This window comes from Leisingera sp. JC1 (assembly GCF_001679925.1).
Classification (GTDB): Bacteria; Pseudomonadota; Alphaproteobacteria; order Rhodobacterales; family Rhodobacteraceae; genus Leisingera.
In genome coordinates this window covers 15414-41621 of the sequence record NZ_LYUZ01000098.1, presented here as the reverse complement: position 1 = coordinate 41621, position 26208 = coordinate 15414, and the positions used below count along the sequence as shown (strand labels likewise).

Below are 26208 nucleotides of genomic sequence, written 5' to 3'. Positions count from 1 at the left end.
GCCCCCTGTTGCGACACCCTGTCCGCAGGCGCAGAAAACGCCCCCTGACCGGATGGTCAAAGGTGGTTTTTCCGTTTAGGAGCACTGCAATTTTGCCCGCGGCCTGTCACCCGCCCGGCCCGGGCCGGACTGCAAACCAACGATACGAGCGAGAAAATGACCCCCGCCAGCGACCTTACTCCGGCACCCGCCGCCCCAAGCGCCGATTACAAATTCACCCCGAAACAGGTCCTTGTCGGCGCCCAGATGCTGTTTGTCGCCTTCGGCGCGCTGGTGCTGGTGCCGCTGCTGACCGGGCTGGACCCCAGCGTCGCGCTGTTCACCGCAGGCCTTGGCACGCTGATTTTCCAGATCGTCACCCGCGGCCAGGTGCCGGTGTTCCTGGCCTCCTCCTTCGCCTTCATCGCGCCGATCATCTACGGCGTGCAGACCTGGGGCATGGCCGCCACCACCGGCGGCCTGGCGGCAGCGGGCCTGCTGTATGTCGCGCTCTCCTTCGCCATTCGCGCCTTTGGGTCCGGCTTCCTGCACCGGCTGCTGCCGCCCGTCGTGGTCGGCCCGGTGATCATGGTGATCGGCCTGTCGCTGGCGCCGGTTGCGGTCAACATGGCCACCGGCCTCGCAGGCGAAACCCAGGTGATGCCGCGCAACACCGCGCTGCTGCTAGCTGCCATATCGCTGGGCGCCACCATGCTGACGGCCATCCTGGGCCGCGGCATCATGCGGGTGGTGCCGATCCTCGCAGGCGTCGCCGCAGGCTATATCGCCGCGCTGGCCCTCGGCGCGATCAACGGCGAAACCCTGGTCAACACCGCGCCGCTGGCGGATGCTCCCTGGTTCAAGGTCCCGGGCTTTGTCGCGCCCGAGTTCAACCTCGCCGCCATCCTGTTCATCCTGCCGGTTGCCATCGCCCCCGCGATTGAGCACTTCGGCGACATCATGGCGATCTCCAGCGTGACCAAGCGCGACTACATGGAGAAACCCGGCATCCAGAACACCATGCTGGGCGACGGCCTCGCCACCGCCGCCGCGGGCCTCCTGGGCGGCCCGCCCAACACCACTTATTCCGAGGTCACCGGCGCCGTCACCCTCACCCGTGCCTTCAACCCGGCGATCATGACCTGGGCCGCGGTCTTTGCCATTGCGCTGTCCTTTGCGGGCAAGCTCTCCGGCGCGCTGTCGACCATCCCGATGCCGGTGATGGGCGGCATCATGATCCTGCTCTTTGGCATGGTCACCGTGGTCGGCCTGTCGGTGCTGGCGAAACTGGGCGAGGCGCTGTCGGAGGCGCGCAACATGGTGATCATCTCCACCGTGCTGATCATCGGCCTCGGCGGGCTCACCCTGCAATTCGGCGAAGGCTTCACCCTCGCGGGCATCGGCCTGTCCGGCGTTGCCGGCCTCTTGCTGAACCTGATCCTGCCGCAGCAGCGGGACTGATCCCGAAAAAATAGCAGGGCCGCTGCAAAGGCGGCCCTGCTCACCGCTCCTCCGGCTTCAGATGCCGGATGCGCGCCACATGCGCGGCAATATCCTCACCGGTAAATTTTGAATGCACCCGCCGGGTTGACGCCGGATGGTTCCCCAGCCCCAGCTTCAGCGCCTCCCGCCAGGCCTTCTGGGGCCGGATCGGCCGCGGCGTAAAACCGCCGCCGCAGGTCGGGCAGACATTGTGCAGCACGCGCTCCACGCAGTCCGCGCAATAAGTGCACTCATAGCTGCAGATCCGCGCATCCGCAGCCTCCGGCGGCAGATCCTTGTCGCAGAGCTCGCAATTGGGCCGCAGTTCCAGCATCGCAGTCTCCCTGTTTCCACCGCCACCCTGCCGCGCTGCCGCAGCCAGTGCAAGCCACCCGCGCCGCGCGCCAGCGCGGCGCCACGCCCAACCGCAAGGCGGTGCGGGCCTGACCGCATCCCGCGCGGGCGGGAGCCCTCCCTTGCCGGCCAGCCTGCGGCATAGCGCCGGCCCTCGCAAAACAAGGCAAATCCCGCCGTTTACGCATCCATCCCGCATTGCGAAAACCGCAACTTTCCCTATAGTGCGCGCTCCACAAGCCGCGACAGGAGCCACCATCCATGGGTGACATCAAAGTGGGCATCATCATGGGCAGCCAATCCGACTGGCCCACCATGAAGGAAGCCGCCAATATCCTCGATGAACTGGGCGTTGAATACGAGGCCAGGATCGTCTCTGCCCACCGCACCCCGGACCGGCTGTGGAGCTACGGAAAATCCGCCGCAGACCGCGGCCTGCAGGTGATCATCGCAGGCGCCGGCGGGGCAGCTCACCTGCCCGGCATGGTCGCCTCCAAAACCCGTGTGCCGGTGGTCGGCGTGCCGGTCCAGACCCGCGCGCTGTCCGGCGTCGACTCGCTGTATTCCATCGTGCAAATGCCCAAGGGCTTCCCGGTTGCCACCATGGCGATCGGGTCCGCCGGCGCCGCCAACGCGGGCCTGATGGCCGCTGGCATCCTGGCGCTGCAGGATGAGGCCCTGGCCCAGCGGCTGGACGATTGGCGCGAGGCGCTCTCCGCCTCCATCCCGGAGGAACCCGTTGATGACTGACGTGCTTGCCCCCGGATCGACCATCGGCATCCTCGGCGGCGGCCAGCTGGGCCGGATGCTCTCCGTCGCGGCCTCCCGCCTCGGCTTCAAGACCCATATCTTTGAACCGGGCACCAACCCGCCCGCAGGCCATGTGGCCGACCAGGTGACCACCGCAGGCTACGAAGACGCCGAGGCGCTGGCCGCCTTCGCCGCTTCCGTCGATGTGATCACCTATGAGTTCGAGAACATCCCGACCTCCGCCCTCGACCTTCTGGAATCGCACAAGCCGATCCGCCCGGGCCGCGAGGCGCTGCGGATCAGCCAGGACCGGCTGACCGAAAAGACTTTCCTGCAGGACCTCGGCCTCAAAACCGCGCCTTTTGCCGACATCACCGACCAGGCCAGCCTCGACGCCGCCCTGGCGGAGATCGGCGCGCCCTCGATCCTGAAAACCCGCCGGTTCGGCTATGACGGCAAGGGCCAGGCCCGCATCAAATCCCCGGAAGACGCAGGCGAAGCCCTCGCGTCCATGGCTGGCGCCCCCTCGATCCTCGAAGGCTTCGTGAATTTCAGCCACGAGGTCTCCGTCATCGCCGCCCGCGGCGTGACCGGCGAGATCGCCTGTTTCGACCCCGGCGAGAACGTCCACCGCGACGGCATCCTGCACACCACCACCGTGCCCGCCAAGCTGAGCACAGGCCAGCGCATGGATGCGGTGCTGATGGCAGGCAAGATCCTGAACGCGCTGGAGTATGTCGGCGTCCTCGGCGTCGAGCTGTTCGTCACCGCCCAGGGCCTGATCGTCAACGAGATCGCCCCGCGGGTGCACAATTCCGGCCACTGGACCCAGAACGGCTGCACCGTGGATCAGTTCGAACAGCACATCCGCGCGGTTGCGGGATGGCCGCTGGGCGACGGCCAGCGCCATTCCGACGTGGTGATGGAAAACCTGATCGGCGCCGACGTGGACCGCATCCCGGAGCTGGCAAAAGAGGCTGACTGCGCCATCCACCTCTACGGCAAGGCCGAGGCCAAGCCGGGCCGCAAGATGGGCCATGTGAACCGGGTGGTAAAGGCGGAAGGCTGACGGGTTGGGGCTCAGCCCCAATCCCACTCCCCACTTGGGGTGCTGCCCCCAGACCCCCGGGGTATTTCAGACCAGAAAGAAGCGGCCGGGCAGTGAAAGCGGCACCGCCGGTTTCACGCGCCGCAAAGAGGGCCACCCGGCCTGATGCGCGGCGCCCCTCCCTCAGGCGAGGAAGCGGCCCGCCACGTCCCCCGACATATAGCTGACCCGCCCGCCGGAAATCGTCGCCGCCACCCGCTGGCTCTGCTTGTCCAGCACCAGAATATCGGCGCGTTTGCCCGGCTGCAGCCTGCCGCGGTCGGTGAGACCCAGAAGCTGCGCAGGCCCTTCCGACACCAGCCGCCACGCCCCCGCCAAGTCCAAAAGGCCGGAGCGTTCCAGCATCAGCGCCGCACGGCGCGGGCTGGGGTAGTGGTAGTCGGAGGCCAGCGCATCGCACAGCCCCATGGCGATCAGCTCAACGGCAGAGGCATTACCCTTGTGCGAGCCGCCGCGCACCACGTTGGGCGAGCCGAGGATCACCGGATCGCCGCCTGCACGCGCGGCCTCTGCCGCCTCCAGCGTCTCGGGGAACTCGGCAATCCGCGCGCCGCGTTCACGCCAGACGGCGCGGTCCTCTGCGGTCTGGTCGTCATGGCTTCCCAGCCGCACATCCAGCGCCGCCAGCTCTGCACAAAGCACATCCAAGCAGCCCGGCACCTCATCCCGGCGCGCGTGCATGTCCTTCAGCATCTGCCAGTGGACCTCCGGGTTGCGTCCTGCCTTCAGCGCCTGGCCGGTGAGGCGCGGCGGCTTCTTGCCTTGCGCCAGCCGGTCATGCGGCAGGTGGTCGTTGAACACCACATAGGGCACCTGCCAGTCTGCCACTTTCGCCGCCAGCCCGGCGTAATCCTCCAGCATGTGGATCTCGAACCGCAGCTGCGGCAGCAGATCCGTCACCACCGATCCGCGCACCGCCTTGATGCCCTCAAACACCTGCGCCGCAAACTCCGGCCCGCGCAGGCCGCCCTCCCAGGAATAGAACTGCGCCAGCACCGCGGTGGTGATGCCATTGGCCGCCAGCTCGGCCTCCGCCGCCACGACGCCCTCCGCCATCTGTTTCATCGCCCCCCGGCGCGGTGCCAGGTGGCGCTCGAACCCGTCGCCATGCACGTCCACGATCCCCGGCAGCACCAGATAGCCCGACAGGTCCACCGCGCGGCCGGCAGGCGCCTCTGCCACCAGCCCCTCCGCGATGGCGATCTCACCGCCTGTATCCAGCCCGCCGGGGCGCAGCACATCGCCGCCCTGCAGCGTCAGTTCCAACGTCATTGTTCCGCCTCTTCGCAGCCGCCGTTCAGCTGGCAGGCCTCGCTGATGATCTCTTCCACTGCCGCCAGCCAGCCAAGCGACGGGTCAAACCGCCCTTCCTCCAGGAAATGCAGCGCCTGCGCCATCACCTGGGGATTGTTCATCATGTAGGTATGGGTGACCGGCAACGTCAGATGCGCCGCCATGCCCTCAACCTTGGTGCTCTCAACCGAAACCTTGCCGTCATCCGCACCGGGAATGAGCGCCGAGAACACCGGGTTCAGCGTCTCACTGCCGGCAATCACCCCCAGCTCGAAATCCACCGGCGGCAGGCGCTTGGGCAGGCTGTCCGCCCCGGTGCCCAGCTGCAGCCCGGCCGGGCCGTTCAGGTAGCCGAACACCTCCCAATCGCCCAGCTCATCCACCAGCTCGCTGCCCTGGTTCGGCGGCCCCATCATCACCGCGCGGCCCAGATTTTCCGGGCGATTGCCCTGCAGCCAGTACCGCAGCAGGATGCCGCCCATCGAATGGCTGACCACATGGGTTGTCTCCTCCCCGCAGGCGGTAAAGGCGGCGGGCAAAGTCTGCTCCGCCAGCACCTGCACCGGGTCTTCAGTCGAGGCATATCCGGGCCGCACCACGGAATACCCGCGCGACTGCAGCACCTCCTCCATCACCGCGAATGAAGTCTCGGAGCGCGCCAGCCCGTGCAGCAGGATCACGCAATCAGCAGCCGCTGGCAGCGGCAGAAGCACCGCAGCGGCGGCTATCAGGGATTTCAGAACATCACGCATGAGGCCCAGATAAGCCCAAGCGGCACCACAGGGAAGCCCCCGCGCTTACTTCGCCGCCCGCTTCTCCGCCTGCCCCTTGCGCGCAGGCGCCCGCAGCACCACCAGCGCAATGCCGCCCAGGACCGCCGCGCTGCCGAAGACCAGCCGCAGCCCGACCGCCTCGCCCAGCAGGGCCGCCCCGGCAAGGATCGCAATCACCGGCACGCTCAGCTGCACGGTGGCGGCCACCGCAGGCAGGATCTGCGGCAGCAGCCGGTACCACAGCGCATAGCCCATGCCGGAGGTGACCGCGCCCGACAGCACCGCCAGCACCGCGCCGTAGAGGCTCACCGTGCTGCCGCCCAGCCATAGGGCCACCGGCAGGAACATTACTGTGGACCACAGGAAATTCACCGCCGTCGCCGTCAGCGGCTGCACAGCACCGCGCCCCAGAACGCTGTAGATGCCCCAGCCCAGGCCCGCCGCCGCCATCAGCAAAGACGCCCCCAAAGGCGCCGTGCCGGAGCCATCCGGCCAGACCACATAGGCCAGCCCCAGAAACGCCAGCACCGCGCCCGCCACCTGGCCCGCGCTGACAGGCGTGCCCCGCACCGCGCCCCACAAGAACATCGTGACCTGTACCACCCCGAACAGCACCAGCGCGCCAAGACCGGCGTCAAGCTGCTGATAGGCCAGCGAAAACCCGGCGATATACAACGTCAGCGCCGCGCCGCCGCGCAGGCTCGCACCCAGGTTCTGGCGCACCGCCAGCCCCTGCATCCGGCACAGCACCACCAGCATCGCAGCCCCCGAGGCCAGCCGCAGCAGGCCAAAGCTGCCCGCATCCATATGCCCGGCCCCGATCGCCAGCCGGCTGAGGATGGAGTTCGCGGCAAAAGCGATCATGGTGAGAGAGACGAGAAGAAACAGGCGCATGCGGAACGGGTAGCGCGCCCGGCAGAGCAGGGCCAGAGAAAACTCAGCGGCACCTGAATGGTGCCCCCCGCATTCACCTTTGCCCAAATACTCGCGCCGCAGGCAGGCCCGCAAGGCGGGCCTTCTCCCCCCTTAAACCGAAAAGGGGCCGCCCGAAGGCAGCCCCAAATCTTGCAGTCATCAGCGGCGGGCTTCCGGCAGATTGGCCTTAACGGCCAATCGCCTGTCGCCTCATCCCAAATCCCAAAGGGATTTGTGATTACATCATGCCGCCCATGCCGCCCATGCCGCCCATGTCGGGCATGCCGCCGCCTGCCGCGCCTTCTTTGGCGGGCTTGTCGGCCACCATGGCTTCGGTGGTGATCAGCAGGCCGGCAACCGAGGACGCGTCTTCCAGCGCGGTGCGGGTCACTTTGGCCGGGTCGATCACGCCGAAGGAGAACATGTCGCCATATTCACCGGTCTGCGCGTTGTAGCCGAATGCGCTGTCCGAGGATTCGCGGATCTTGCCGGCAACCACGGCACCGTCGACGCCTGCGTTCTCGGCGATCTGGCGCAGCGGCGCTTCGATGGCCTTGCGGACGATGTTGATGCCTGCGTTCTGGTCAGCGTTGGCGCCTTCCAGGCCTTCCAGGCCTTTGCCGGCCTGCACCAGGGCAACACCGCCGCCGACGATCACGCCTTCCTGCACGGCTGCGCGGGTCGCGTTCAGCGCATCGTCCACACGGTCCTTGCGCTCTTTCACTTCCACTTCGGTCATGCCGCCGACGCGGATCACGGCAACACCGCCTGCCAGTTTGGCAACGCGTTCCTGCAGCTTCTCGCGGTCGTAGTCAGAGGTGGTCTCTTCGATCTGGGTGCGGATCTGGGCAACACGTGCTTCGATCTCGGCCTTCTCGCCAGCGCCGTCGACGATGGTGGTTTCGTCTTTGGTGATGGAGACCTTCTTGGCGGTGCCCAGCATGTCCATGGTGACGGACTCGAGCTTCATGCCCAGATCCTCGGAGATCACCTGGCCGCCGGTCAGGATCGCGATGTCCTGCAGCATGGCCTTGCGGCGGTCGCCGAAGCCCGGTGCCTTGACGGCTGCGATTTTCAGGCCGCCGCGCAGCTTGTTGACAACCAGGGTTGCCAGCGCTTCGCCTTCGACGTCCTCAGCGATGATCAGCAGCGGCTTCTGCGACTGGATCACCTGCTCCAGCAGCGGAACCATCGGCTGCAGCGAAGACAGTTTCTTCTCGTGCAGCAGGATCATGCAGTCTTCCAGATCCGCGACCATCTTGTCGGGGTTGGTGACGAAGTAGGGCGACAGGTAGCCGCGGTCGAACTGCATGCCCTCGACCACGTCGGTCTCGGTTTCCATGCCTTTGTTCTCTTCGACGGTGATGACGCCTTCGTTGCCGACTTTCTGCATCGCGTCAGCGATCTGGCGGCCGATTTCAGCTTCGCCGTTGGCGGAGATGGTGCCAACCTGCGCAACCTCGTCGGAGTCTTTCACTTCGCGGGCCATGTCCTTGATGCCCTGCACGACTTTGGCGGTTGCCAGGTCGATGCCGCGCTTCAGGTCCATCGGGTTCAGGCCGGCTGCAACCTGCTTCAGGCCTTCTTTGACGATGGCCTGGGCCAGAACGGTTGCGGTGGTGGTGCCGTCGCCGGCTTCGTCGTTGGTGCGGGAAGCAACTTCCTTCACCATCTGGGCGCCCATGTTCTCGAACTTGTCTTCCAGTTCGATTTCCTTCGCCACGGACACGCCGTCCTTGGTGATGCGCGGTGCGCCGAAGGATTTGTCCAGAACCACATTGCGGCCTTTCGGGCCCAGGGTCACTTTCACGGCGTCAGCCAGAATGTTGACGCCTTTCAGCATGCGGTTGCGGGCATCGGTGTCGAATTTGACGTCCTTAGCAGCCATTTTTCACTCTCCTAGAGAATTTCTGTGTGTTTCAGCGATCAGGGATCAGAGCAGACTTGGGAAAATCCCGGGGTCTTACTCGATGATGCCCATGATGTCGCTTTCCTTCATCATCAGCAGCTCTTCACCGTCGACGGTGATCTCGGTGCCGGACCATTTGCCGAACATGATGCGGTCGCCAGCGGACACGGCCATCTCGATCAGCTCGCCGCTGTCCTTGCGGGCGCCTGCGCCGCATGCAACCACAACGCCTTCGCTCGGCTTTTCCTTGGCGGAATCGGGGATGATCAGGCCGCCCGCGGTTTTTTCTTCGCTTTCGGTGCGGCGCACCAGCACGCGGTCATGAAGCGGTTTCAATGCCATCTTTGCAGCTCCTTGAAAGGCTCAAAGGTTGTTATCTATGGGACCTCCGCCTCCCCGGCGGGGCCGTTATCACTCACACCCGGTGAGTGCTAACGAGGGGAAGCTAGGAATGCCCCCGCATGTTGTCAACACGGAATCAGCAAAAAAATGAGGGCGCCGGAGCGCCCCCTGTTCAGCATTGGATTTCCGCTTATGCAGCCTTGTCTTTCAGGTGCGGAAAGCTGTCCTTGAAACGGCCGAATTTATGCGCGCCGCAGGTCACCGGCTCATAGCGCGCGGGGTTCTGTGCACTGACGCAGCTGTCCAGCGGCTGGAATACGGCGTCCGCGTCTGCGTCGATGAAGAACGGGATCGAATAACGTTCCCGGCCCGAGGCATTCACCACCCGGTGCAGGTTCGCCAGATACAGGTCATTGGTCAGCCGCTGGATCAGATCGCCGATGTTGATGACAAATGACCCGGCAATCGGCGGCCCCTCGACCCACTGGCCGTCGCGGTTCATCACCTGCAGGCCGCCCACATCGTCCTGCGCCAGAATGGTCAGGCTGCCGTAATCTGTATGGGCGCCGATCCCCATCACGCTTTCATCGATCTGCCCTTCCTGCGGCGGATAATGCAGCAGCCGCTGGATGGTGATCGGGTTCTGCATCCGCGGCGCAAAGAAATCCGCCTCCAGATCCAGGCTGACCGCAATCGCCCGCATCAGCCGCTGCGCCAGGCCCTTCATCTCCTGGTGATAGCCATAGACCGCGAGTTCAAATTCCGGCCGCGCCGCGGGCCACAGGTTGGGGCCGAAGAATGGCGTGTCCCCGGCCGGGCTTTCCGGCCCGATGTCGAAACACTCCTTCAGGTCCTTGGTTTTCTTGGGGTCGGTGTTCTCCCCGAAAATCTCGATATAGCCGCGCAGGGCCAGCCCGGACTTGGAAATATGCAGGTCCATCTTGTCCTGCAGCGGCAGGTCAAAGAACGCCCGGGTCTCGTCAAAGGCGCCGTTCACCACCGCCTCCGGCACGCCGTGGTTCTTGACATAAAAGAACCCCACGTTGGTCAGTGCCCAGCGGATTTCCTTGGCCACCTCAAACAGGCTGCCGCCCGTGTTCAGCGCGCTGATGTCGATCACCGGGATCTTGTCGAAGGAAACCCGCTGCGCCCGCAGCCGGTCCTGAAGCCGGTCGATGTCCTGATCTGCCATTGCTCTCTCCCCTTGTGCAAAGCTGGGGCAGTCATCGGCTGACAGGGCCGCGCGCTCAACAGGGAAAAAATGCACTTCGCATGAGATCAGTTAAATCGAATTGCCGAAATACACATGAAAATAAGAAACTTCTGCAACATCACGCATTAGGAAGCCACAAGGCCAACTTACGGCGTCACTCTGCCTCCCAGCTTTCGGCCCAATGCACCAGCCCTTCACGGCCCGCATCGGTCAGCTGGTAGATGCCGGTCTCCACCCGCTCGAACCAGCCATAGTGGTTGCTGGCCATCAGCCGGGTGGCCCGCGCAACGCCGGTGGCCTTGGCGACCTCCGCCCCCTTGCAAGCGCCCGCCCCGGCCAGATGCGCGGCGCAGGCCAGCGCGTCCTGGCGGTAGGCGGTGACGATGCCATGCCGGGTGGCACCGCCCGCGTTGGGGTCGCCGCGCAAGGTATGGAACTCCCGCAGCAGCCGCGCCTGCTTCTTCTTTGACTTGCGCGGGGCGTAAGGGCCGGGATCGCAATGCACCTCTGCCCGCCCGTCCGCCAAGACCGTGATCAGCCCCAGCCCCAGCCGCCGGCACATTGCCAGATTGTCCTTCATCATCCGCCGCGCCTGCCGCCCGCCGGGCCGCGGCACCGCGATATAGACATGGTCGGTGATGGCCAGCCGGGCGATGGCCTGATGGAACAGCGACAGCGAGAACTTCAGCTTCAGCTCGACAATCACCGGCGGCTCAGCGCCGCGCACAGCCACCACATCGGCGGCACCCACCTCGCCCTTGACAGCATAGCCCTGGGCCTCCAGCAGCGCCTTCACCGGCGCATAGAGCTGATCCTCGCGTTCCATGCCCCATGACTGGCAGGAAGCCGCGCCAATGGCAATCCGCCGCCCGGGTTTTACGGGGCAACGCAGGGTTTTACATTGCCGCCACCCCTGCCCCGCCCTAGGCTCATAAGCTCAGGCCACAAATCCGGAACCCCGGGGAAAGGGCGCGTGATGAAACGGATCGCACTGGCATTTGCGCTGATGCTGCAAGCCACCGCCGGGTTTGCCGCCTGCCGCGGCATCGACTACCGCGACCACCTGCCGCCCGCCACCCAGGCGCAGCTGGACCGCGAAATGACCGCCACCCCGTTTTCCCAAGGCAACCATTGGGTCGCCGCCAAGGGCCGCCGCACCATCCATGTGATCGGCACCATGCACGGCGGCGATGCCCGCATGGCCAAGGTGATGCGCACCCTGCGCCCGGCGCTGCTTTCGGCGCAGGCGATCTACCTGGAAACCTCGGACCAGGACATGGAGCGGCTGGACCGGATGCCGCCCGCAATGGCGCGCAGCTTCCTGCTGCCGCAGGGGCGCGAACTGCGCCACCTGCTGACGCCGGAGGCCTGGCAGCACTTCAAGCTGACCACCCAAGTCACCGGCGCCAGCCTGGAAACCATGAACCGGATGCAGCCCTGGGCGATCTCGATGTTCGTGGTGCAAAGCGGCTGCCGCCCTTACGGCTTCGGCCTGCGCCGCGGGCTGGACGACCGGATCTCCGACTTTGCCCGCCGCAAACGGATCCCGCTCGGCGCGCTGGAAACACCGGAGCAGGCACTGGCCGCCATTTCCGGCCTGCCGCTGCGGGACCAGGCCCGGATGCTGGAGCTTGAACTGCAGCTGATCCAATCCGGCAAGCCTGAGGACGCAACCCCGGTGGAGGCCTATTTCGACCAGAGCGTCTGGACCTCCTTCGTGCTCGCCCCCTGGATCAGCGCCCAGTACAGCAGCTTCTCTCATGCCGAGACCCAGCGGCTGTGGGCGCAGTACAACGGCCGCCTGCTGGACCAGCGCAACATCCGCTGGATGAAGGTGATCGATGCCGCCCGCGAGGACCGCATCGTGATCGCCGTCGGCGCGGCCCATCTGCCGGGAAAAAACGGCCTGCTCAACCTTCTCCAGGCCAGGGGCTTCAGCCTCAGCCGCGCCCCGTGGTAGGCTGCCCCGGCCAAGCCGTTTCACTCTTTCAGGACTGATATTTCATGCGCCAATTTCTGACCGTGTTTTTCCTGCTGCTGCCGGCCTCCCTTTGGGCGGCCTGCACCGGCACCGATCAGCGCACCGCAATGACACCGCAGGAACGCGCCGGGCTGGAGGCCCGCATCTCCGCGATGCCGTTTGCCGAAGGCAACCACTGGATTGCCCGCCGCGGCAGCCGCACCGTGCATCTGATCGGCACCCTGCATGTGAATGATCCGCGGATGGCGCAGATCACCGCACGCCTGACGCCGCTTGTGCAGCAGGCGGACCTGCTGCTGATGGAGGCCAGCCCCGCCGACAAGGCCGGCTTTGAGGCGGAACTGGCCCGCACCCCCTCCCTGATGCTGATCACCGAAGGCCCCAGCCTGATCGACCGGCTGCCGCCGCAGGAGTGGGAGGAACTGGCCGCCACCATCCGCAGGCACGGCATGCCGGTCTGGATGGCCGCCAAGATGCGACCCTGGTTCCTGGCGCTGTCGCTGGCCTTCCCGCCCTGCCTGCGCCAGGACAAGGACGTCAAGCGCGGCCTGGACCTGCGCCTTGGCGAGGCTGCCGAAGCCGCAGGCGTGCCGGTGCAGTCGCTGGAGGATCCGATGACGATCATCCGGCTGATGGACTCCGACCCGCTGGAGGAGCAGATCCGCCAGCTGCGCGCCTTCACCGCCATGCTGGGCAGCGGCACCGACGGCTTCATCACCACGGTTGAATCCTATTTTGACGAACAGGCGCTCTATGCCCTGTTCCTCAGCGAACGCGACTTCCTGAACAGCGGCGCGCTGACCCGGGCTGAGCGCGAGTCGCTGTGGCAGGAAACCATGACGGAGCTGATCGACACCCGCAACCGCAACTGGATTCCGGTGATCAAGGCGGCGGCGGGCGATCATATCGTTGTCGCTGCCGGCGCGCTGCACCTGCCCGGCGAGACCGGCGTGCTGAACCTGCTGGAGCAACAAGGCTACACGCTCGAACGCGCGCCGTTCTGAGATGCGGTCTTAACCCAGCTCCGGCCTCTGCCCCGATCCCCGCTCTGAACACAACGCCGCATTGCAGCATGAGCGGGGTGACAAGCCTGCGCGCCAGCCCTATAAGGCGCGCAAATCCCGACTTTCTGACCTTATGCATGAACAGGACAGCCCCATGACCATCCAAGTTTTCGGCCACAAATCCCCCGACACCGATTCCACCGGCTCCCCCATTGTCTGGGCCTGGTACCTGAACGAGGTGAAAGGCGTGGCCGCCGCCCCGAAACTGCTGGGCGAACCGAACACCGAAGCCGCCTTCATGCTGCAGCGCTGGGGCCTGGAGAAGCCGGAAATCATCGCCGACGTGGCCGATGATGCGGCGGTTGTCATCGTCGACACCAACAACCCGGCGGAGCTGCCCGCCAACATCAACGGCGCCGATGTGCAGGCGATCATCGACCACCACAAGCTGGTCGGCGGCCTGGAAACCAAAGGCCCGATCGACATCACCATCCGCCCGCTGGCCTGCACCGCCACCATCATGCACGACCTGATGGGCGACGATGCCGCCAAGATGCCCGAAGCCGTCAAGGGCGCGGCGCTGACCTGCATCCTGTCCGACACGCTGGAGTTCCGCTCCCCCACCACCACCGCGCATGACAAGGCCGTGGCCGAGAAGCTGGCTGGTGAGCTGGGCATCAATATTTCCGAATACGCGGCGGAAATGTTTGCCGCCAAATCCGACGTCTCCTCCTTCTCCGACGCGGAGCTGATCCGCATGGATTCCAAGGAATACGAAGTCGATGGCACCAAGTTCCGCGTCTCTGTTCTGGAAACCACCGCGCCGGGCGTAGTGCTGGACCGCAAGGCCTCGCTGATGGACTCGATGACCTCTGTTGCGGCCGAGGACGGCGTCGATCAGGTTCTGCTGTTCGTGGTCGACATCCTGAACGAGGAAGCCACCCTGCTGGTGCCGAACGACCTGGTGAAAACCGTGGCCGCCAAGAGCTTTGGCGCCGATGCCGCCGGCGACACCGTGGTGCTGCCGGGCATCATGTCCCGCAAAAAGCAGATCATTCCGAACCTCAAGGTCTGATCCGCCTTCTGGCCAAGCTTAAAAAAGGCGCCCGCGGGGCGCCTTTTTCGTTTGTGCCGGCAGGGCCGCAGTTATTGAACTTTCTGGAGTTCCACCCGCGCCTCGATCTGCTCCATCGTCGCCAGGACGGTTGCGAGCCGCATGGAATCAGGCGGATGGGTGCCCCAGAAAGACAGCTTGCCTGCTGCGGTGCGGGCATCCTCGGGCCGGGCAAAGAACTTTGCCCCCTTGACCGGATCATAGCCTGCACTGTGCGCAATCCGCGTGCCAAGGGTGTCGCTTTCAAGCTCATAAGTCTGCGAATAGGCCCGGTTCCCTGCCGCAGCGCCGATTTCCATGCTGCTGTTCACCAGCGAGGGATCGTAGTAGCCGGCATCCGCGCTTGCCGCAGCCGTGATCACCCCCAGGATCAGCGCCCCCGCCAGCGCCTGCTGCTCGCCTTTCTCGATGTGGCGCCCCAGCAGATGCCCGTATTCATGGCTTAGGATAAAAGCCACTTCGTCATCGCTGGCGGAATCCTGCAGCATCGGCGTGGAAATGCGGATGACAGGTTTGTCTTCCTGATAAGTGAAATAGGCGTTCCGCTGCTTCATCTCCCGGTCGATGCCAATGTCGACGTTGCAGTCGAACGTCTTCCGCTCTGCCATCAAGGTGGCGCAGTACTGCTTGCCGACAGGGCCGACGCGAGCCGCAACCCGGTTGAACCGGCGTTCGGCCGCTGCAGGAGACAGCGCTTTGCGGGGCGCTTCACCGCGGGCCTCAGAGAACATGCGGGTAGCAGCCAGGTTCTGCGCGTCGCCCGGAACCGGCAGCTGAAAGGTGGTGCCGCAGGCGGACAGTCCGGCGGCAACCGCCAGCCCTGCCAGATATCTTGCAATTGGTTTCATGAAATCTCCAAGTGAACATGTCCCCCGTATAATTGCGAAGGCGACAGCGGCATCAACCCCTCATTGCAAACCGGGTAAACATCCGCCCCTCCCGCCCAGCAGAACATCTCGCGGTCACCGCCACAGCGCGACGCAATGACCAGGCACGCAAAGGCGGCAAGCAGAAAAGCAAGGCGCCCCAGCAGGGCGCCCCTTTTTCATTGCATCGGATTGTCACAGCAACAGCCCCGCCGGCTTAGGCCGCGCCTGCCCGGTTTAAGCAGACCGGGCCGCAGGTCCAGAATCCGAGGCGAACGCGGTTTCGTCTTCCCCGTTGAAATCCACCCAGCGGTCCGCCTCCAATGCGCTGGCCATGGACTCTGCATATTCCGCATCAGTCTCCGCCGGTTGATGGGAGGTTGTCGTGTTCTCCGGCAGTGCTGGCGGCGCCATTACCGCAGATGCCGCGGAGAAAACGGCCGCCTGGCACGGCGCATCCGGGCGGGCACTGTCCAGCAGCACGAACTGGCCGACCATCCGGTTCAGGTCCACGGTCTCGCCGCTCATCGCGCGGATCGCTGAGCCGGTTTCCTCCACCATCGAGGCGTTCTGCTGGGTCACCGTGTCCAGCTGGGCAACGCCGATATTGATTTCGTTCAGCCCCTGCGCCTGTTCTGCCGACTGGCGGGAAATGCCGGCCACCAGTTCGGTTATGCGGCTGACCTGAGTGACCACGGTCTCCAGCGCCTTGCCGGCGCCGTCCACCTTGTGCACGCCGTCCTGCACATGGCCGGAACTGGCGGAAATCAGGGTCTTGATCTCCATCGCCGCACCGGAGGAGCGCTGCGCCAGCGCCCGCACCTCGGAGGCGACCACCGCAAAGCCGCGGCCGACCTCGCCTGCGCGGGCGGCCTCCACCCCGGCGTTCAGCGCCAGGAGGTTGGTCTGGAAGGCAATGTCGTCAATGACGCCGATGATCTGGCTGATCTGGTTTGAGGAGGTTTCAATCTCGTTCATCGCGGCAATCGCGCCCTCGACCACCTCGCCGCTGCGTTCCACATCAGCGCGGGCGGCCTCCACCGCACCCTGCACCTCCTGCGCGTTTTGGGCCGAGGAATTGACGCTGGCGGTCATCTGCTCCAGCGCTGCGGCGGTCTGTTCCAGCGTCGCGGCCTGGCTTTCGGTGCGCGCCGACAGATCCTCTGCAGCGGTGCGGATGCCGTCCGCCTGGCTGTTCAGCCGCCCGCCGGCCTGCACCACCTGGGACAGCAGCGTGTTCAGCTTGTCGACGGTTTCGTTGTAGTTCACCCGCAGCGGATCGTATTCGGCGCCGAACGGCTCGTTGATCTGGTCGCTGAAATCCCCGGAGGCCAGATGCTTCAGCGCCTGGCGCAGCCGCTCGATCACTGCCTCGCCTTCCTGGCGCAGCTTGTTCTGCTCCTCCAGCGCCTTGACCACCCGGCCCGAGACCGCGTCGATATCATGGGCAATCTCGCCAAAGTCGTCAGCCCGCATCCGGTCGGCCACCTTGAGAGAGAAGTCACCTTGCGCCACCTCGCGCAGGGCAGCCCGCATTCGTTCGATGGGGCGGATTATGCTGAGTGTCACCTTGCGCGAATTGTGCAGCATGATGATCGTGGCAACTGCGGAAATGCCCAGCACCAGGTAAATCAGGTTTTTGTCGTGCTGCCGCGCCGCAGCAGCGGTTTCCGCCGCCGACTTCTTGATGGCCGTGCCGAGTTTCGCCAGTTTTTCCGAGATCGTGGCGGAATAGGACTGGAAGGCCGGCAGCGCGCCGGCGGCATTCTCGGTATTGGTGAATGCCAGCGCTGCCACCTCGGCCCCGGTCCGGTTGAACCCATCCACCAGCGGCAGCAGCGACGCCACCATGCTGCGGATATGCTCCGGCAGTTCGAGCGCGCGCAGGGCCTCCATTTCAGACCGGAATCTCTCTGCCTCTGAGGCGATCAGCGCCTGAATCTCCGCCTTGCGGTCCTCTGCCCCGTCCTGGCCCAGCACCACGGCGGAGACAACCGCGGTACTGATATGGCTGTGGGCGATGTCCGCCGTCAGCTCATGCCGGACTGCCTGGGTCACATTGATCTGGCGTTCCAGATTCTGCTCGCTTTGCCTCAGGCTGAAAAGTGACACCGCAGCAAGGATCAAAACCGAGGACATCGCGACAACCCCAGACAGCTTCAGCCTGCGTTTCAAGGGCATTGTGCGGAACATGGAGGGGCTGCGAAACATAACGAAATCACCACAAGGTTGTTTTCAGCCAGACAAAATCACCCGGGTTAAAATTTAAAAAACCCGCCAGCCCCTGCTGCGTTTTTAACGGTGGCTGAACGCTGGCAGCCAGTATCCCGTCCGCAGCAGTGCAAATGCAAAGCGGGCCGTGCATTTGCTGCACGGCCCGCCTGCCAAAGTTCAGATCGGCCTGTCAGGTAAAGAAGATATGGCCATTCAAGTCCTGCAGCTGCAGGTCGAGCAATGTCAGCGTGTCGCCATCGCCGAAGTCGAAAAACACATTCCCCGACACTTCGGTGGCATAGCCTAGCGCATCCTGCTCTGTCGAGAAGCTGAAACCGCTCAGCAGCAGGCTGTCATCGCCGTTGCCGAAGTCCGTGATCCGGTCCGCATCGTAGCCCTTGTTGAACACGAAAGTGTCGGTGAAATCGCCCCCGGTCAGGAAGTCGTTGCCGGCCCCTCCGTCCAGCGTGTCCGATCCGTTCCCGCCGTTCAGCCAGTCCGCGCCGTCACCGCCCTGCAGCTGGTCGTTGCCGCCGCCGCCCAGCAGGGTGTCGTGGCCAACGCCGCCAGACAGTGTGTCGGCGCCGTTGCCGCCCAGCAGGCGGTCATTGCCGGTGCCGCCTGACAACATATCGTCACCCAAGCCGCCGTCCAGCGTGTCCGCGCCAGCATCACCGTTCAGCGTATCGGCGCCGCTGTCGCCCATCAGCAGATCGCGGCCATCGCCGCCTTCCAGCAGGTCGCCCCCGTCACCGCCCCACAAGCGGTCATCGCCGCCGCCGCCCCGCAGCGTGTCATTTCCGGTACTGCCGGACAGCGTATCGGCGCCGCCGTCACCCAGCATCAGGTCACTGCCATCGCCGCCCCACAGCTTGTCTCCGCCCAAACCGCCGTCAAGAGTGTCTGCTCCCGAGTCGCCGAACAGCGAATCCGCCCCGGTGCCGCCCATCAGCAAATCGCGGCCCGCATTGCCATTCATCCGGTCCACCCCGCTCTGGCCGTCCAGCCGGTCATCGCCGCTGCCGCCATCCAGCGTGTCCTGGCCATCGCCGCCCGACAGCGTGTCCGCGCCGATGCCGCCTTGCATCAGGTCATCCCCAGAGCCGCCCGAGAGGATGTCATCACCCCATCCGCCGTCCAGCGTGTCGGCACCTGCTTCGCCGAACATGCTGTCTGCTCCTTGGCCGCCCCACAGCTGGTCGTTGCCCTCGCCGCCAAACTGCCGGTCAGCCCCGTCCATGCCCCACAGACGGTCGTTGCCGTCGCCGCCCAGCAGCGAGTCGTTGCCAGTGCCGCCCCACAGGCGGTCTTCGCCGCCGCCGCCCGACAGCGTGTCGTTGCCGCCTTCGCCATGCAGGGTATTGGCCGCTGCATTGCCGGTGACTGAATCATTGCCGGAGCCGGCGATCACATTTTCAATCAGGGAACGCTCATCCCCCTGATACTGCAGGGCATTGTAGATATTGCCTTTGGCATAATTGCCCCTGCCCAGATCGGCGGTCTGCGATGAGCCGAAATTGGAGTAGCCCCCGGGGGTGAGGTCCACATTCAGATTGCTGGAATAGGCCGACAGGTCATAGGTGTCGTTGCCGCCGCCATCCCAAATGGTTGCAAAGATGACATTGCCGCCGGCGTCAATGGCAACCGATCCGTTGATCAGGGTGTCGCCCGAATTCGGATCCCATTTGTAGATGGTGTCGCCGCTGTTGGTGGTGAAATCCGCGCCATACATATGCTGCAGCGCTGCGATATCGAGCATCATGTAGCTCTGGGCATAGCTCCAAGTATCATTGGTGTAGCCGGTGTAAGTCGATGCGCCCACATACGACCGGTAGCTCATGACCGTGTATTCCATGGCGTCATAGCTGTAGGGAACCGTGCCGAAGCCTCCGAGGTTCTGATGCGGATGGGACAGGCCCAGCGCGTGGCCGGTTTCGTGCAGAACCGTTGCCCAGGAATAGTTGCCCGCCTTTGGTGCCGAATAGGTCGAGGTCCGGAACCACATATCGCCTTCGGCCTCACTGACGGTTCCCAGATCCGAGGCGGTTCCGGGCGGCAGGCCGAAGGCGGTGCTCAGGCCGCTGGCGCTGCTGTTGGCATACCGCAGCGTGCCGGCGCCGCTGGCATCATGGGACAGCGACAAGTTGGTGAACCCTTCCACCGCAAACCCGTCGTTTGCGGTGTTTCCGTCGCTGGTGTCCAGCGCATAGGTGGCAGCCGCCTGCTGCGCGCTGTTGAAGCCGGAGAAGGTTCCAGTCAGATCCAGACCGAAGATCGAGGAGTAGGAATAGTCACATGCGGAATCCGGGAAGGAATAGGTCAGCGACGAGTCCGCCCATTTGGTTCCCCACAAAACACCATCGACTTTGGCATCATATGTTCTGCTTACGTTGGCTGCGCTGGGCATTGGCTTCTTTCAAAATTCGGGCTGGGAGAGGCAGCAGCGGGCTGGCACACCGCAGCTTCTCCGAAGCAAGGTTCAAAAGACACTCATAAGAAGATTCACAGTAAAAACCCCTCGTGCCTAGCGAAAGCAGGTCAGAGGAACAAGACCTTTCTTAACGGAAATTAACGGCCGTTGCGGAAAGGGGCCGCGGCCTTCGGCACTGGCCTATCGCGTTTGTCTCTGCCATAGCTGGCCGCAAGTGAAACATGCGCGAAGGCCCGGCCATGACCCAGATCATCAACTCCCTGTCCGAAGTTTCCAGCCGCTATAAGGCGCTGTTCGTGGACCTGTGGGGCTGCGTGCACAACGGCATCACCGCCTTTCCGGATGCGGTAGCGGCGCTGCAGGCCTACCGAGCGGCGGGCGGCATCGTGGTGCTGGTCACCAACTCGCCGAAACCGCGCGCAGGCGTGGCGGCGCAGCTGGGGCAGTTCAACGTGCCGGATGATGCCTATGACACCATCTCCACCTCCGGCGACAGCGCACGGGCGGCGATGTTCACCGGCGCCGTCGGCAACAAGGTCTATTTCATGGGCGAGTGGGAGCGGGATGCGGGGTTCTTTGAGCCGCTGCATGTGATTCACAACCCGGTGGAGATCACCCGGGTGCCGCTGAAGGAGGCCGAGGGCATCGTCTGCTGCGGCCCGTTCGACACCATGGCCGACCCTGAGGTGAACCGTCCCGATTTCCTCTATGCCAAGCAGATGGGGATGAAACTGCTGTGCGCCAACCCTGACATTATCGTCGACCGCGGCGAGAAACGGGAATGGTGCGCGGGCGCCCTGGCGCGGCTTTACACGGAGATGGGCGGCGAGAGCCTGTATTTCGGCAAGCCGCATCCGCCGATCTATGACCTGGCCCGGCTGCGGCTGCAGGAAGTGGCGCCGGGGATTGCCGATTCCGAGATCCTGGCGATCGGCGACGGGCCGCATACGGATATTGCCGGTGCCATGGGAGAAGGCATCGATTCCCTGTTCATCACCGGCGGGCTTGCGGCCAGAGAAACAAAGACATCAGTCCAGCCGGACCCGGAAGCGCTGGAAGCCTACCTGGCGCAAGAACAGTCCGCACCGACCTATGCCATTGGTTTTCTGCGGTAAATTCGGCGGCAGCCAACCCTGGCGGCCAATCCGGCCCTGCAACCCTGCCCGCATCGGGCGGGGTTTTCTTTTGTCAAAAATCTCTTGATTTTCTGCAGCTGCAAAGTAATAAAGTTGCGCAAGGCGTCACGCTGGCGCGCAAAAGTTACAACGCCAAACGGTCAAACGATGCATTCAGGGCCAGGCGAACGGAGGATGAAATGTTGGACAACATGCCGCGCGGAACCATCTGCATCGAAGACATCGAGATGGGCATGGTGCGTTACCTGCGCAAAGTCATCACCGATGAGGACATCGAGAAATTCGCCCAGGTGTCGACCGACCGCAACCCGGTGCATCTGGACGACGATTATGCCCAGGACACCATCTTTGAAGGCCGGATCGCGCATGGGATGCTGACGGCCGGGCTGATCTCTGCCGTCATTGGCGAGCAGCTGCCGGGCCATGGCACCATATACATGAGCCAGTCGCTGAAGTTCCTGGCGCCGGTGCGCCCGGGTGATCTGGTGCTGGCGGAGGTCGAGGTGACCGACATCGTGATCGACAAGCGCCGGGTCAAGCTGGACTGCCGCTGCATCGTGGATGGCAAGAAGGTGCTGGTGGGCGAGGCCATGGTGATGGCGCCCTCGCGCAAGTTCGACTGAGTTTTCCGCACGCAGCCGTTTCAGCCGCCGGGGGCCTTTGCCCTTGGCGGTTTTTCTTTGCCGGTCTGTTTCGTTCCGGCCATTTTGTTTCCGTTGTTGCGCTGTGTCCCAACTAAGGGGGCGGCGCCGCCGGGTGGAGGTGGACAGACCCCGCCGGGGGCCTGCTCGGACAAGCTCGCTTGGACGACCCCCTTTTTATCAGGGCCGGTCTCCGGGGAGTCGCGCAGGCAGCCTCACAGATGCCTGCGCCTCGTATCATGGCCCATGCGCGGAGCCATGGCGGGGGATCGCGATCAGGAGGCAGTTTGGCATTTACACGTGAGGATTGCGTGAAGGGGGCGTACGGTGGGTGCGCAACAGTAAACGCCGCCTGAGCAGGCCGCACATTGATTCAGCTTGCATAGAGTGGCTATCCCCGCGAAGTTTACGCCTCTTTGGGATTAGGGGCTGACGATCACTTCAGATGACATACTTGAAAACTATCTTTGTGGCCGCTTATGTGCTCTGCTTCTTTTCCGGAACCAGCAAGGGACAGCAGATCATCATTGAAACTCAGCCCCTTGATCCTTTGGACGAATTTCCTCTTTGCCTGTCTCAAACCCAGGTAATAGCTTTTACGGATTCAAAAAACTGGTCGCTTTCACCGTCTTCAAACAACACCTGGCTTGTCACCCCGCCAGGCCTCACCCTGCGATATAGAGACGGCGATCTCACCTCCGTTTCCAGGGAAGCTCCTGGTGACTTTGATGAGTTCATGAAACTTGCCTTTCGGAGGCAGATAGACAGCAAGGTATCTATGCAAGACGTTGAGTTTACTGCACTTCCAACGGCTGGCCTGAGCCAGCTGAGTATGATTCAGGTCATATTTCAGCTGCCGAACGATCGGCGGATCATCTACCATTTCAGCACCCTGGCAGGCCAGTCCACTATTGTGAACACCCATTTATCGTCGTCCGACTGCGAAAATTGACAGCTGCTGAAAAGCGCTGCACGGTTCAGAATTTGAGCGTCATTGCCCCCCTAGGGCGTCAATAGTGTTTTCCTGACTGTCGGCTTGGAGTTCTGCGGGAAACTTGCAGTGCTCCCTCCCGCCACTGGCCGCTTGAACCGCCGCGCGGGTGCGGATAGGCATGCGCCATGCGTATCGTCAGAGATTATCAATTCGTCGAACACCAGGACCGGGGCGCCACCGTTGCCATCGGCAATTTCGACGGCGTGCATCTGGGCCATCAGTCGGTGATCGAGCTGGCCCGCAAGGCCGCCCCCGGGGCGCCCTTGGGGGTGATGACGTTTGAGCCGCACCCGCGCGAGTATTTTGCGCCCGATGCGCCGCCGTTCCGGCTGATGCGCGCCGAGACCCGTGCCCACCGGCTGGAGAAGCTGGGGGTGGAGCGGCTTTATGAGCTGAACTTCAACACCGCGCTGTCGAGCCTGACGCCGGAGGAGTTTGCCCGCGACGTGATCTCTGAAGGGCTGGGGCTGGCGCATGTGGTGGTGGGTGCCGATTTCTGTTTCGGCAAGGGCCGGGCTGGCAATGCCGAAGACCTGCAGCGCTTTGGCGAACAGTACGGGTTTGGCGTAACGATTGCGCCCCTGATGGAATATTCCGAGCACGCGGTGTCCTCCACCGCGATCCGCAATGCGCTGAGCGAAGGGCGGCCTGCCGATGCCAAGGAGATGCTGGGCCACTGGCACCGGATCGAGGGCACCGTGATCGGCGGCGAGCAGCGCGGGCGGGAGCTGGGGTTTCCCACTGCCAACATGTCGATCGACGGGCTGCATCAGCCGTGCTTTGGCGTCTATGCAGTGCTGGTCGATGTCCTGGACGGGCCGCATAAGGGCAGCTATCACGGCGCGGCCTCTGTCGGGGTGCGGCCGATGTTCGGGGGCGTGGTTCCGAATATCGAGACCTTCGTGTTCGACTTCTCCGGCGACCTGTACGGCGCGACGCTGTCGGTGGGGCTGGTGGCCTTTTTGCGGCCGGAGATGAAGTTTGACGGGCTGGACGCGCTGATCGCGCAGATGGACGCGGATTGCGCCGAGGCGCGTGACATACTGGCGGCGCTATGAAACCTGCAAAAGACGTGATCGACCGCTCCGGCCTGGGCCAGCGCTTCTGGGAGAAGAAGCCGCTGGACAAGATGAGCCAGAAGGAATGGGAAGCGCTGTGCGACGGCTGCGGCAAATGCTGCCTGAACAAGCTGGAGGATGAGGAGACCGGCGAGGTCGCGCTGACCCGGGTGGCCTGCCGCCTGCTGGATGATGCCACCTGCCGCTGCGCCCAGTACCCGATCCGGCACCAGTTCATCCCCGAGTGCATCGTGCTGAAGCCGGACAATCTGGACACCCACGCCTATTGGATGCCGGAAACCTGCGCCTACCGGCTGCTGTGGCAAGGGAAGCCGCTGCCGGAATGGCACCCGCTGCTGACCGGCACGCCCGAAAGCGTGCATGAGGCGGGGGTTTCGGTGCGCGGCTGGACGGTGTCCGAATTCGAGATTTCCGAGGATGAGTGGGAAGACCACATCATCGAGGAGCCGACCGGCTGAGCCTGCTGCGCGCGGTCGCGGGACTGTTAAACAGAAATACAATTTAAGGTTGCAAAGCATGCAACCTCGCCGCCATGATGGGGGAATCCCAAAAGGTTTCCATGAGGAGGGCGGCAGATGCCATTCGAGCACGGCACCTATTTCAGTGAAAGAGAAGCCTACAAGGCCAGGGAGTTCCTTTCGACCCTGGGCCTGAGCAGCAAGCAAGCCGGTGAAATCAAGGCCTGGCACCAGTACCACCTTGGCAAGCAGCTGACGATCTGGGCCACGGTGGGCACCTTTTCCGGCATCGGGCTGGGGCTGCTGTTTGCGCGGATGTTCTGAGGACGCCGGGCCAGGCCGGCTTGGCATCAGCGCCGGAACTGCCTACTGCTAGACGGATACTCTGGCAGATCAAGGGACTTCGCTGATGCATTTCGCCTCTGACAACTCCGGCCCGGTGCCGCAGCAGATCCTCGACGCGCTGGCGCGGGCCAACCGGGGCTATGCCATGGGCTATGGCGCGGATGCCGAAATGGCAGAGGTGACGGAACGGATCCGGGAGATATTCGAAGCACCGGAGGCGGCGGTCTATCTGGTGGCCACCGGAACCGCTGCCAATGTGCTGGCGCTGTCGACCCTGACGCAGCCCTGGCAGACGGTGTTCTGCACCAAGCCTGCCCATATCAACATGGATGAATGCAACGCCCCGGAGTTCTACACCGGCGGCGCCAAGCTGACGCTGGTGACGGAGGCGGACAAGATGACCTCCGAAGGCTTGCGGGCCGCCATCGAGGGTGAAGAGACCCGCGGCGTGCACGGGCCGCAGCGGGGGCCGGTGTCGCTGACGCAGGTGACCGAGTTCGGCACCGTCTACAGCCTGCAGGAGCTGCAGGCCATTTGCGGGGCGGCCAAGGAATACGGGCTGCCGGTGCATATGGACGGCGCGCGGTTCACCAATGCGCTGGTGTCGCTGGGCTGCACGCCTGCGGAAATGACCTGGAAGGCGGGCGTGGATGCGGTATCCTTCGGCGGCACCAAGAACGGCTGCATGGGGGTGGAAGCGGTGATCTTCTTTGATCCCCGCCATGCGCAGGAATTCGAGTACCGCCGCAAGCGCGGCGCGCATCTGTTTTCCAAGCACCGCTACCTGTCGGCGCAGATGCATGCCTATCTGAGCGACGATCTGTGGCTGGAGAACGCCCGCGCCGCCAATGCCAAGACCGCGCTGCTGGCCGAGGGGCTGAAGGCGGCGGGTGCGCATTTCACCCACCCGGCGCAGGCCAACATGATCTTTGCCGCCCTGCCCCGCCGCAAGCATCAGGAGCTGTTTGCCGCCGGCGCCATTTATCACCTGTGGGACGGGCTGCTGCAGGGGCCGGAGAACGAGATGGTCACCGCCCGGTTTGTCTGCGACTGGTCGGTGCCGGACGAGGACATCCGGACGTTCCTGTCGCTGCTCTGACCGCAGGCAGGGCGGCGGTCAGCGCTTGCCCTGCGCCCAGAGCAGCGCGTCCTCCAGCCGGTCGTCACCCCAGAAGACCTCCCCCGCCACAACGAAGCTGGGGGCGCCGAAGATGCCCAGCGCCATTGCTTCCTCGGTTGCGTCCGCGAGCATTTTGACCGTTTTGTCCGACACCGCCTCTGCCAGCACTCGGGCCGGGTCCTGGCCCGCGGCCTGGAGGCTGGCGGAGAGGTTCGGGTCCTCGCCCGCGGGCTGGCCGGCCTCGAACCAGCAGCGGTAGGCGGCCTGGGTATAGGCCTCGCCCCAGCCCTCTGCCGCGCCCAGCGCCGCCACCTGGTTGGCCAGCACCAGCTCCGGCAGCGGGTACGGCGCGGGTAGCCGCACATGGAGGCCGTAGCGCCCGGCGCGCCGTTCGATGTCGCGCCACATATAGGCGGTCTTTTCCGGCTTGTCCTTGAACGGGATGTTGTTCTGCACCGTCATCACATGGCGCACGTTAAAGGGGCGCCAGCGGACCGGAACGCTGGCCTGCGCCGCCGCATCCGCGATCCGCATCACGGTGAGGTAGCTGTAGGTGCTGCCGATCGAATACCAGAAATCCAGTCCGGGCATGGGGGCCTCCTGTCACTCTTCACCTGCGGCTGAGTTTAGCGAAAGTGCCGGGTTTTCCAAAGGGCAGCTGCGGCCGGCCGCGCCCCGACCCCTGCTGCTGCGGCCGGTTTTATGGT

Annotated in this window: 25 protein-coding genes; 13 read left to right on the top strand and 12 right to left on the bottom strand. The window is 64.3% G+C overall.

What is annotated here, in order from left to right; translation table 11 throughout:
- Positions 1 to 156: 156 nt before the first annotated feature.
- Positions 157 to 1440: a uracil-xanthine permease family protein gene (locus A9D60_RS15130; protein WP_065268360.1), complete on the top strand. Its 1284-nt coding sequence runs from the start codon at positions 157 to 159 to the stop codon at positions 1438 to 1440.
- Between the two features lie 40 nt (positions 1441 to 1480).
- On the opposite strand, the gene A9D60_RS15125 is transcribed toward A9D60_RS15130, so the two are convergent.
- Entirely contained in the window at positions 1481 to 1795 is a 315-nt protein-coding gene (locus A9D60_RS15125; RefSeq protein WP_065268359.1) for a DUF1272 domain-containing protein, read from the bottom strand.
- A 281-nt stretch (positions 1796 to 2076) separates the two neighbouring features.
- Here A9D60_RS15125 and purE point away from each other — a divergent pair, with 281 nt between their 5' ends.
- The gene (purE, locus tag A9D60_RS15120) at positions 2077 to 2565 is read left to right on the top strand and encodes a 5-(carboxyamino)imidazole ribonucleotide mutase (protein WP_065268358.1); all 489 of its coding nucleotides are present in this window, start codon (positions 2077 to 2079) and stop codon (positions 2563 to 2565) included.
- Positions 2558 to 3634 (top strand): 5-(carboxyamino)imidazole ribonucleotide synthase, encoded by a 1077-nt coding sequence (locus tag A9D60_RS15115; protein WP_065268357.1) that lies wholly within the window; start codon positions 2558 to 2560, stop codon positions 3632 to 3634. The genes purE and A9D60_RS15115 overlap by 8 nt, the downstream gene beginning before the upstream one ends.
- A gap of 162 nt (positions 3635 to 3796) precedes the next feature.
- Here the strand turns inward: A9D60_RS15115 and A9D60_RS15110 are convergent, their stop codons facing one another.
- The 7 genes from A9D60_RS15110 to A9D60_RS15080 form a co-directional block, all read right to left on the bottom strand.
- Positions 3797 to 4945, bottom strand: coding sequence for an alpha-D-ribose 1-methylphosphonate 5-triphosphate diphosphatase (locus A9D60_RS15110; protein WP_065268356.1), 1149 nt, complete (start codon positions 4943 to 4945; stop codon positions 3797 to 3799).
- Positions 4942 to 5718: an alpha/beta fold hydrolase gene (locus A9D60_RS15105; RefSeq protein ID WP_065268355.1), complete on the bottom strand. Its 777-nt coding sequence runs from the start codon at positions 5716 to 5718 to the stop codon at positions 4942 to 4944. The genes A9D60_RS15110 and A9D60_RS15105 overlap by 4 nt, the downstream gene beginning before the upstream one ends.
- A gap of 45 nt (positions 5719 to 5763) precedes the next feature.
- Complete coding sequence (locus A9D60_RS15100) at positions 5764 to 6633, bottom strand: DMT family transporter (protein ID WP_065268364.1); 870 nt, start codon at positions 6631 to 6633, stop codon at positions 5764 to 5766.
- Positions 6634 to 6892: 259 nt separating this feature from the next.
- Positions 6893 to 8542 carry a chaperonin GroEL gene (gene groL, locus A9D60_RS15095; protein WP_019298591.1) on the bottom strand — a complete coding sequence of 550 codons (1650 nt, stop codon included), beginning with the start codon at positions 8540 to 8542 and terminating at the stop codon, positions 6893 to 6895.
- A 75-nt stretch (positions 8543 to 8617) separates the two neighbouring features.
- Positions 8618 to 8905, bottom strand: coding sequence for a co-chaperone GroES (locus tag A9D60_RS15090; protein WP_019298592.1), 288 nt, complete (start codon positions 8903 to 8905; stop codon positions 8618 to 8620).
- Between the two features lie 190 nt (positions 8906 to 9095).
- Complete coding sequence (locus A9D60_RS15085; RefSeq protein ID WP_065268354.1) at positions 9096 to 10097, bottom strand: isopenicillin N synthase family dioxygenase; 1002 nt, start codon at positions 10095 to 10097, stop codon at positions 9096 to 9098.
- 175 nt (positions 10098 to 10272) lie between these two features.
- The gene (locus A9D60_RS15080; RefSeq protein ID WP_065268353.1) at positions 10273 to 10944 is read right to left on the bottom strand and encodes a DUF2161 domain-containing phosphodiesterase; all 672 of its coding nucleotides are present in this window, start codon (positions 10942 to 10944) and stop codon (positions 10273 to 10275) included.
- Between the two features lie 150 nt (positions 10945 to 11094).
- Here A9D60_RS15080 and A9D60_RS15075 point away from each other — a divergent pair, with 150 nt between their 5' ends.
- The 3 genes from A9D60_RS15075 (at position 11095) to A9D60_RS15065 (ending at position 14178) form a co-directional block, all read left to right on the top strand.
- A complete protein-coding gene (locus tag A9D60_RS15075) occupies positions 11095 to 12078 on the top strand; it encodes a TraB/GumN family protein (protein WP_065268352.1) in 984 nt (327 codons plus the stop codon).
- A gap of 44 nt (positions 12079 to 12122) precedes the next feature.
- Entirely contained in the window at positions 12123 to 13103 is a 981-nt protein-coding gene (locus A9D60_RS15070; RefSeq protein ID WP_065268351.1) for a TraB/GumN family protein, read from the top strand.
- 154 nt (positions 13104 to 13257) lie between these two features.
- Positions 13258 to 14178 (top strand): manganese-dependent inorganic pyrophosphatase, encoded by a 921-nt coding sequence (locus A9D60_RS15065; RefSeq protein WP_065268363.1) that lies wholly within the window; start codon positions 13258 to 13260, stop codon positions 14176 to 14178.
- A 71-nt stretch (positions 14179 to 14249) separates the two neighbouring features.
- On the opposite strand, the gene A9D60_RS15060 is transcribed toward A9D60_RS15065, so the two are convergent.
- From A9D60_RS15060 to A9D60_RS15050, 3 genes are all read right to left on the bottom strand, one after another.
- On the bottom strand, positions 14250 to 15065 hold the full coding sequence (locus tag A9D60_RS15060; RefSeq protein ID WP_065268350.1) for a M48 family metalloprotease: 816 nt from the start codon (positions 15063 to 15065) through the stop codon (positions 14250 to 14252).
- Between the two features lie 255 nt (positions 15066 to 15320).
- Positions 15321 to 17222, bottom strand: a complete 1902-nt coding sequence (locus tag A9D60_RS15055) for a methyl-accepting chemotaxis protein (protein ID WP_254656706.1) — start codon at positions 17220 to 17222, stop codon at positions 15321 to 15323.
- A 265-nt stretch (positions 17223 to 17487) separates the two neighbouring features.
- Positions 17488 to 19704, bottom strand: coding sequence for a M10 family metallopeptidase (locus A9D60_RS15050; RefSeq protein ID WP_065268348.1), 2217 nt, complete (start codon positions 19702 to 19704; stop codon positions 17488 to 17490).
- A gap of 263 nt (positions 19705 to 19967) precedes the next feature.
- Between A9D60_RS15050 and A9D60_RS15045 the strand changes: the two genes are divergently transcribed.
- From A9D60_RS15045 to A9D60_RS15015, 7 genes are all read left to right on the top strand, one after another.
- On the top strand, positions 19968 to 20843 hold the full coding sequence (locus tag A9D60_RS15045; RefSeq protein ID WP_065268362.1) for a TIGR01459 family HAD-type hydrolase: 876 nt from the start codon (positions 19968 to 19970) through the stop codon (positions 20841 to 20843).
- Between the two features lie 200 nt (positions 20844 to 21043).
- Complete coding sequence (locus tag A9D60_RS15040; RefSeq protein ID WP_019298602.1) at positions 21044 to 21487, top strand: MaoC family dehydratase; 444 nt, start codon at positions 21044 to 21046, stop codon at positions 21485 to 21487.
- 463 nt (positions 21488 to 21950) lie between these two features.
- The gene (locus A9D60_RS15035; protein WP_065268347.1) at positions 21951 to 22457 is read left to right on the top strand and encodes a hypothetical protein; all 507 of its coding nucleotides are present in this window, start codon (positions 21951 to 21953) and stop codon (positions 22455 to 22457) included.
- Positions 22458 to 22624: 167 nt separating this feature from the next.
- Complete coding sequence (locus A9D60_RS15030) at positions 22625 to 23557, top strand: bifunctional riboflavin kinase/FAD synthetase (RefSeq protein WP_065268346.1); 933 nt, start codon at positions 22625 to 22627, stop codon at positions 23555 to 23557.
- Complete coding sequence (locus A9D60_RS15025) at positions 23554 to 24036, top strand: YcgN family cysteine cluster protein (RefSeq protein ID WP_065268345.1); 483 nt, start codon at positions 23554 to 23556, stop codon at positions 24034 to 24036. The genes A9D60_RS15030 and A9D60_RS15025 overlap by 4 nt, the downstream gene beginning before the upstream one ends.
- A 117-nt stretch (positions 24037 to 24153) precedes the next feature.
- The gene (locus A9D60_RS15020; protein ID WP_065268344.1) at positions 24154 to 24360 is read left to right on the top strand and encodes a hypothetical protein; all 207 of its coding nucleotides are present in this window, start codon (positions 24154 to 24156) and stop codon (positions 24358 to 24360) included.
- 85 nt (positions 24361 to 24445) lie between these two features.
- A complete protein-coding gene (locus A9D60_RS15015) occupies positions 24446 to 25480 on the top strand; it encodes a threonine aldolase family protein (protein ID WP_065268343.1) in 1035 nt (344 codons plus the stop codon).
- 18 nt (positions 25481 to 25498) lie between these two features.
- On the opposite strand, the gene A9D60_RS15010 is transcribed toward A9D60_RS15015, so the two are convergent.
- Complete coding sequence (locus tag A9D60_RS15010) at positions 25499 to 26092, bottom strand: 2-hydroxychromene-2-carboxylate isomerase (protein ID WP_065268342.1); 594 nt, start codon at positions 26090 to 26092, stop codon at positions 25499 to 25501.
- Positions 26093 to 26208 lie beyond the last annotated feature (116 nt).